Origin of the sequence: Brevundimonas sp. UBA2416, assembly GCF_002343105.1 — a bacterium.
Classification (GTDB): domain Bacteria; phylum Pseudomonadota; class Alphaproteobacteria; order Caulobacterales; family Caulobacteraceae; genus Brevundimonas.
Genome location: NZ_DDRM01000004.1, coordinates 46578 through 53655 on the forward strand (window position 1 = coordinate 46578; position 7078 = coordinate 53655).

Genomic DNA, 7078 nt, shown 5'->3' on the forward strand with positions numbered 1-7078 from the left:
GCCGCCGCAGGCTTGGGCCACGGTGCGGCCACTCAACGACAGTCTCTTCAAGGACGATACGGGATGAAGCGCACGCTTGCGGTCGCCGCTCTGATGGCGGCCATGGCCATGGCCGGTTGCAGCCAGGCCCCCGCAGATGAGGCCCCGGTCGCCGAGGCGGCGCCCGCAGCGGAAGCCGCGGCCGCTGTCACCCCTGCGCCGGCTGAAACCGCCTCAGCAGCGGCGCCCGCTGCCCCCGGAGCCCCCGCGTTCGCCGTCGTCTACCCGGGCGCCGTCGCCAGCGGGCCGCCTACGGTCGCCCGGAGCGCCGAGGGCCCCGGCGGCATTCTGGTCTTCACGACCGAGGCTACTCCGGACGCGGTGATTGCCTTCTATCGCCAGCGCGCCGAGGCGGCCGGCCTGGCCTCCGTCATGGCCATGAACACCGGCGAGGCCCGCGCCTATGGCGCCGCCGCCAAGGATGACAGCGGCAAGCTGCTGCACGTCGTCGCCACGCCGGTCGAAGGCGGCCCGACCAGCGTGCAGCTGGACTGGACCAACGGCCGGTGAAACCGGCTGCCGCCCTGGCCGCCTGCCTCCTGATGGGCGGGTGCGCTTCGGCAGCAGCGCCCATCATCGCCCTTGCGCCGGTTGAGGGCTATCTCGACCCTGCCGTCGTCCGGTCGGTCGGGTCGGAACTCACGCCTTCGCCCGTCTATCCGGACGTGGAACAGGCCGTCTTCGACTCCGTCGAGCCAGGCGCCGACCGCTGGTGGCTGGCCACGGTCCACGCGGAACTGCGGCCGCCGGGGGCCGCCCAGCATTTCGACTGCATCCTGAATACACGGCTGGAGGACAGGCCGCGCCCTGCTCTGAACAGGCTGATGAACCGGCTGCTGGTTGATTCCGCCAGCGTCACGAACGCTCTCGCCGAGCGCGCGCCACGACAGCGACCGGTTGCTCAACGGCCGGACCTGCAGTCCTGTATCCGGATGGATGAGGCCTCGCGCAACAGCCCCTCCTGGCCTGCGGGCGGCGCCGTCGCCGGGGCGGTCTATGGCGAGATGTTCGCCGCCCTCGCGCCGGACCAGGCTGGGGAGGTCCGGCGGCGGGGACTGGATATCGGCGCAAGCCGCGCCCTGTGCCGGGTGAACTGGCAGGCGGACGTCGCCGACGGCATTCAGATCGGCCGGGCCGTCTATGAGCAGGCCGCCGCCACGCCGGAGTTCGCCGTCGACCTGGAGGCTGCCAGGGCCGAGGTCGCCGCCGCGCGCGCCGAGGGCCTGACCCATCCGGCCTGCGCCGCCGAACGCCGTGCGCTTCGGCCGGTGAGCGCCCCGGCGGCTACGCCGGACGCGGGCTGACCAGCGAGCCGTACAGATCGGTCCGGCGGTCGCGGAAGAAACCCCAGGCCGCGCGGTGGCGGTCGATGAAGTCGAGATCGAAGGTGTGGACCAGGGCCCCTTCCTCTTCCCGACCGAAGCTCTCGACCAGATCACCGCGGTGGTCGGCGATGAAGGATGAGCCGTAGAAGACCTGCCCGGCGTCGTTGACCTGTTCGTGGCCGATGCGGTTGGCGCCGACGACCGGCACGACGTTGGACACCGCGTGCCCCTGCATGGCGCGCCGCCACGGCTCGGCGGTGTCCAGCTCCTTGTCATGCGGTTCGGAGCCGATGGCCGTCGGATACATCAACACCTCGGCCCCCTGCAGCATCATCGCCCGCGCCGTCTCCGGGTACCACTGGTCCCAGCAGATGCCGACGCCTATACGGCCGTGACGGGTGTTCCAGACCTTGAAGCCGGTGTCGCCGGGCCGGAAATAGTATTTCTCCTGATAACCGGGGCCGTCGGGGATGTGGCTCTTGCGATAGACGCCCAGGGCCGCGCCGTCAGCGTCCAACATGACCATGGAGTTGAAATAGTGGGGTCCCTCACGCTCGAAGATTGAGACGGGGATGGCGACGCCGAGCTCGGCAGCCACGGGCTGGAGGGCGACGACGCACGGGTGCTCGCGCCACGGATGGGCGCCCGCGAACCAGCGCTCCTCCTGGCTGACGCAGAAGTACGGCCCCTGGAACAGTTCGCTCGGCAGGATCACCTGCGCGCCCTTTGCGGCGGCCTGTCGAACCAGAGCGATGGTCTTGTCGATATTGGCACGCAGGTCCTCACCGTAGGACGTCTGCAGGGCGGCTACGGAGATCGTGCGGGCCATCAGGCGGGCTCCTGCTGGGAGATGCAATGGAAGGATCCACCGCCGGACAGGATGGCGATGGAGGACAGGGGGATGATTTCGCGGTCCGCGAAGACCGTCTTCAGGCCCTGACAGACCAGATCGACGGCGCGCGTGTTGCCGTAGTCCGGGACGATCACCGCGCCGTTGGCGATGAGGAAATTCATGTGGCTGGCCGGGATGGGCTTTTCGTCCTCGTCGCCGATGAAGCCGGGCGACGGCAGGCGCAGCAGTTTCAGCGGCGCGCCGGTCGCATCCGTCATCTCAGACAGCGCCTTCGCCACCGCGTCATAGACGTCGTCGTTCGGATCATTTCGGCCTGATGCGATCGGACAGGCGATCACGCCCGGCGCGACGAACCGGGCCAGATTGTCGACATGGCCGTCGGTGTGGTCGTTCAGCAGGCCGTCGCCGAGCCACAGGACCTTGCGCGCGCCCAGCGACGCAGCCAGCGCGGCCTCTGCGGCAGCCTCGGTCCAGCCCGGGTTGCGGTTCGGGTTCAGCAGGCACTGGCGGGTGGTGACGATCGTCCCCTGCCCGTCATGGTCCAGCGCCCCGCCCTCAAGAATGAAGTCGTGCCGGTCGAGCGCCACGCCGGAGGCCGCGCCGATCTGCTCCGCAACCGTGTCATCGTACTCCAGCTCGTATTTCCCGCCCCAACCGTTGAAGCGGAAGGCTGCGGCCGTCGCTGACCCGGCGCCGAAGATCGGGCCGGTGTCGCGCAGCCAGATGTCCCCGAACCGGCCATCAATGACTTCGACATGGGCCACGCCGGCGAAGCGGGTTCGAGCATCGTCCAGAGCTTCAGGCTTGCCGACCATCAGCTTCACGGTTTCGCGGCCCGGCCCGGCCAGGGCGCGGACCAGGGCCTCGACCTCGGCCTGGGCCGGCTCGAGGCTTTCCTCCCACAGCTCGCCGTGGCTCGGCCAGCCAACCCAAATCGCGCGGTGCAGAGACCATTCGGCGGGGATGGATCTGGTCATGGGAGCGGGAAGTCCTGAACGGCGGCGAGGCGACCGCGCCAGATAGACACGCCGGACCCCGACTTCAACTCATCCCCCGATGGTCGGTGCAAAACGAAAAGGGGCGGCCCGTCTCCGGACCGCCCCCTCGTTCGTCAGTCCCGATGGACCCGGCTCTAGAACTTCACGCCGAGCGAGATCATCGCGGTCCGCGGCGACCCGACCGAATAGGTCCGGACCTGGCCCGAGCGGATGGCGTTGGCCGCCGGCACACGGGGATCGGTCGTCAGGGTCGAGGCCAGCGAGTTGTTACCCGACGAGATGTTGCCGAGGTAGTCCTCTTCCAGCAGGTTCGTCACGTTGACCTGGACATAGACGTCACGGAGGCTGCCGACCAGGCGGGTCAGGTCGTAGCGGGCGTCGAAATCGACGACCGTATAGGCCGGGGCGACCTCGTCGTTGACGTCGGTGGCCCAACGGTCGCCGACATATTTGCCTTGCAGGCCGACCGAGAAGTCTTCGGTGACGTCCCAGTCCATCCGCAGCGAGTAGGTCCAGTCGGGCGTTTCGACCAGCGACTTGCCGGCGGTCGGCAGGAACAGCGGGATCAGGGTGCCCGCGCCACAGGCCGGGGTCGAACCCGCGACCTGGTTGGCGTTGGTGCAGTTGAAGTTGCCGAAGAACAGGTTGTCCTGGATTTCGCTCTCGTTATACGACGCCGAACCATAGACCGAGAAGTTCTCGGTGACGTTCCAGCCGAGTTGGCCGTCGAAGCCCCACTGCTCCACCGCGCCGACGTTGCGGTCGATGATCAGGTCGAAGGTCGGCGAGCTCGGGTCGTTGTCGCGCGACGAAACGATGCGATTCTCGTAGTTGGTGTACCAGAGCGCGGCCTGGGCCAGGAACATGTCGTTACGGAAGCGATAGCCCAGGTCGTAGGACTGGGTCAGTTCCGGCTGCACGGCCGAGAAGTCGAGGGCGCCGGTGGTGCTGCGGACGGGCTGGTAGAGGTTGTCCGTGCGGGGCACGGAAATGCCTTCCGCATAGCTGGCGTACACGCTGTGACCATCCGCGAAGCGCCAGTTGACGCCGAGGCTCGGCAGGATGTCGTTGAACTCGAGTTCGGCCTGGTAGGGCGCGATCCACGAACCGGTGGTGCCGTTGAAGGTCACATTGCCGGGACGGGTGAGGTCCGGCGTGGTGGCTTCGGTGGTGCAACGGACGGTCGAGGTGCCGTTCAGCGAGTAGCAGTACTGGTTCAGTTCGCGACGGAACATCGGGGCGCGGGCGCCGATGTTGACCGTGACCGTGTCCTCGAGGAACTGGCCGCGGTATTCCAGGGCGAACTGGTTCAGTTCGGCGATCGAGAAACGGTCGCGCGAGTTGTAGTGCGAGCCGTCCCGGCCGCGCAGGCGCAGTTCCGGCGAACCCCAACGCTCATGGCCGCCGAACACATTGGCCGGGCGACCGTCGCGGCCGAGGCGGATGCCTTCGCCGGTCTGGCGGTGGCGACCGTAGTCCAGGGTGTAGGCGGCGCGGATGCGGTGATCCTCGTTCAGATCCCAGATCAGCGAGCTGATGATGCCGTAGCGGTTGGTGGTGGTGTTGGACGGGGCGTAGATGGCGATGGTGTCGAGGACGTCACCGTCTCCGTTCAGGTCCACGCCGATGCCGCCGGTGTTGTTGCCGTCCTGGTCGAAGCGGTTGTCACGCTCGGTGGCGAACGAATAGTTGCCGCCGTTGGCGGTCACATACTGGAACGACGGGTCGAAGGTGAACCGGATGCTGTCCGTCAGGCCGTAGCTGAACTGACCGCGGATGTTGCCGGTGTTCGACGGGTTGATGCGCAGGCCAAAGAAGTTGGTGCAGCTGCCCGTGCCCGTCGTGCCGTCCGAGCGGACGAAGGTCGACTGGGTGTTGTCGTTCTGGGCGCCGGGGCCGCCGTTCGGCATCGAGCAGGAGCGGTCCTGTTCGAGGTAGGTGCCGGAGTTGAACTGGGCCTGGTTGATGAAGTTGTTGTAGAAGTCGTTCCGGTTGCGGTTCCAGTGCGCCGACAGGCTGGCGAAGTTGCCATCACCGAGGTTCTGATAGAGGCGGGCATTGTACTGGCGCTTCTCAAGGTTGCCGGGACCCTTGAACTTGTCATAGTCGGTGCCGGAGAAGGTGAAGTAGGCGGTCGTGTCCCACGGACCGAAGGTTCCGGTGTCGAAGCGGGTGAACAGACGGCGATAGTTGAAGTCGCCGAACGAAACGTTCACCTGGCCACCCATCTCCTCGAGCGGGCGCGCCGTGGTGTAGTTGATGGTGCCGCCGGTCGCCGAGGCGGTCGGGCTGTCGACGTCAGTCGTGCCGGTGTTGACGGCCGCGCGCTCGATCAGTTCCGGGTCCAGCTGCTGGTTGGTGTAGGTGGCGTAGTTGCCGGTGTCGTTCAGCGGGATGCCGTCGAAGGTCAGCGAGACCCGGTTGCCGTCGAAGCCGCGCAGGCGAATGTTGCCGCCCGAGTTACCGAAGGGGTCGGCGTTCACGAAGTTCAGGCCGGGGACCAGGTTCAGGGTCTGCAGGATCGTCTGACCGGGGCTCTGGGTCGAGATGAACTCCTGGGTGATGGTCGAGCGGGTCTTGGCGACCGTCTCGGCGACGATCGAGCCGTCGGTGGTGAACGGCCCGCGCGTGCCGGTCACGACGACGGTGTCCAGTTCGGTAGCCTCGGTCGCGACCGTGCCCGACGATTGGGCCGATGCGGCGCCGGCGACCAGAAGGCCGCTGAAGAGGGCGGTGGTCGCCCAGAACACGCGTTTGCGGTTCGTCATTGTCATTGATCCCCGAATGAAGAAGGGCGCGCACGCCCGGCAACCGGCGGCAGCCGGCTAATCTCCCGCCCCCTCTAGGCGTGCCATCGGAAAGTGGGACGACATTCGTGTGACAGTGATATGACAGTCAGATCGGGTGGCGTTAGAGACACACTCGAGCGGGTCGGAATCTGTGGATGTCTTCGCTCCGGAGCGCCGCCCCGGGCAACCCTTGGACATTTCTTCCGCGCCCGGATCGATTTGGATGGGCTCGCTCGACGGTTATTCGCCCCAGACCGCCCGCAAACGGGCGGCCCGGCCGCAGAATCGGGTGTAGCCGCCATAGCGCACCGGATTCAGCCGGGCGAAGTCCTGATGATAGGCCTCGGCGGGCCAGAACCGCGCCGAGTCCCGAACCGGCGTGACGAAGCGAGCCGGCCCAATCTGCGCGACTGCCGCGCGGCGCGAGGCCTCGGCGGCCGGCTTCTGGGCGGGGGTGGCGAAGACCGCCGTGGCATAGGGCGCGCCCTGATCACAGAACTGGCCGTCGGGGTCCGTGGGATCGATGGTTCGCCAGAACCGGTCGACCAGTTGGCGATAGCTGATGCGGGCCGGATCAAAGGTCACCTGCACCGCCTCGAGGTGGCCGGTTCCGCCCCGGACCACCTGATCATAGGTCGGGTTGGCGATCTGACCGCCGGCGAAACCGGATACCGCCGCGACCACGCCGGGCATTCGCTCAAAATTGGCTTCGACCGACCAGAAGCAGCCGCCGGCGAAGACCGCGACCTCGCGCCGGCCGCTGTCCCGAGCCTGCGGAGCGGAGGGCGCGCTCTCCGCCGGGTCGCCCGGCGAGCAGGCGGCGAGCGCGAGAATGACGAGACTGCAAACGGCGCGACGCGACATGGGGACGGACTCCGGCAGCGCGACAGGGTCCGCGCCATGACCGACATACGATGGTCGCGCCCCGGCGGTTTCAGATCAAGCGTCCAAAGCAAAACCGCCGCCCCCCTCTCGGGAGGCGGCGGCTCTGTGTTGCTGGCCTTCGGCCTTCCGGGTTTAGCGGAAGTTGATGCCGATGGTGGCGCGACGGTTGAGCGGCTCACGCACGCCGTC

6 protein-coding genes are annotated in these 7078 nt (G+C 67.6%); 2 read left to right on the forward strand and 4 right to left on the reverse strand.

What is annotated here, in order from left to right:
- Positions 1-63 precede the first annotated feature (63 nt).
- Together B3E43_RS00940 and B3E43_RS00945 are read left to right on the forward strand one after the other, a co-directional pair.
- Positions 64-549, forward strand: coding sequence for a hypothetical protein (locus B3E43_RS00940; RefSeq protein ID WP_292026019.1), 486 nt, complete (start codon positions 64-66; stop codon positions 547-549).
- Positions 546-1343, forward strand: a complete 798-nt coding sequence (locus tag B3E43_RS00945; protein ID WP_292026020.1) for a PA-phosphatase — start codon at positions 546-548, stop codon at positions 1341-1343. Before B3E43_RS00940 ends, B3E43_RS00945 begins: the two co-directional genes overlap by 4 nt.
- Here the strand turns inward: B3E43_RS00945 and aguB are convergent.
- The 4 genes from aguB to msrA all read right to left on the reverse strand — a co-directional run bounded on the left by aguB (position 1324) and on the right by msrA (position 6868).
- Positions 1324-2193, reverse strand: a complete 870-nt coding sequence (gene aguB / locus B3E43_RS00950; RefSeq protein WP_292026021.1) for an N-carbamoylputrescine amidase — start codon at positions 2191-2193, stop codon at positions 1324-1326. The genes B3E43_RS00945 and aguB overlap by 20 nt on opposite strands.
- Positions 2193-3194, reverse strand: coding sequence for an agmatine deiminase family protein (locus tag B3E43_RS00955; protein WP_292026022.1), 1002 nt, complete (start codon positions 3192-3194; stop codon positions 2193-2195). The genes aguB and B3E43_RS00955 overlap by 1 nt, the downstream gene beginning before the upstream one ends.
- Positions 3195-3349: 155 nt before the next feature.
- Positions 3350-5983: a TonB-dependent receptor gene (locus B3E43_RS00960; protein WP_292026023.1), complete on the reverse strand. Its 2634-nt coding sequence runs from the start codon at positions 5981-5983 to the stop codon at positions 3350-3352.
- A 261-nt stretch (positions 5984-6244) separates the two neighbouring features.
- Positions 6245-6868 (reverse strand): peptide-methionine (S)-S-oxide reductase MsrA, encoded by a 624-nt coding sequence (gene msrA / locus B3E43_RS00965; protein ID WP_292026024.1) that lies wholly within the window; start codon positions 6866-6868, stop codon positions 6245-6247.
- Between the last annotated feature and the right edge of the window lie 210 nt (positions 6869-7078).

Excerpts from the sequence above, each read along its gene's own strand:
- aguB (WP_292026021.1), bottom strand. The coding sequence starts at position 2,193 with ATGGCCCGCACGATCTCCGTAGCCGCCCTGCAGACGTCCTACGGTGAG.
- B3E43_RS00960 (WP_292026023.1), bottom strand. The coding sequence starts at position 5,983 with ATGACGAACCGCAAACGCGTGTTCTGGGCGACCACCGCCCTCTTCAGC.
- msrA (WP_292026024.1), bottom strand. The coding sequence starts at position 6,868 with ATGTCGCGTCGCGCCGTTTGCAGTCTCGTCATTCTCGCGCTCGCCGCC.
- B3E43_RS00955 (WP_292026022.1), bottom strand. The coding sequence starts at position 3,194 with ATGACCAGATCCATCCCCGCCGAATGGTCTCTGCACCGCGCGATTTGG.
- B3E43_RS00940 (WP_292026019.1), top strand. The coding sequence starts at position 64 with ATGAAGCGCACGCTTGCGGTCGCCGCTCTGATGGCGGCCATGGCCATG.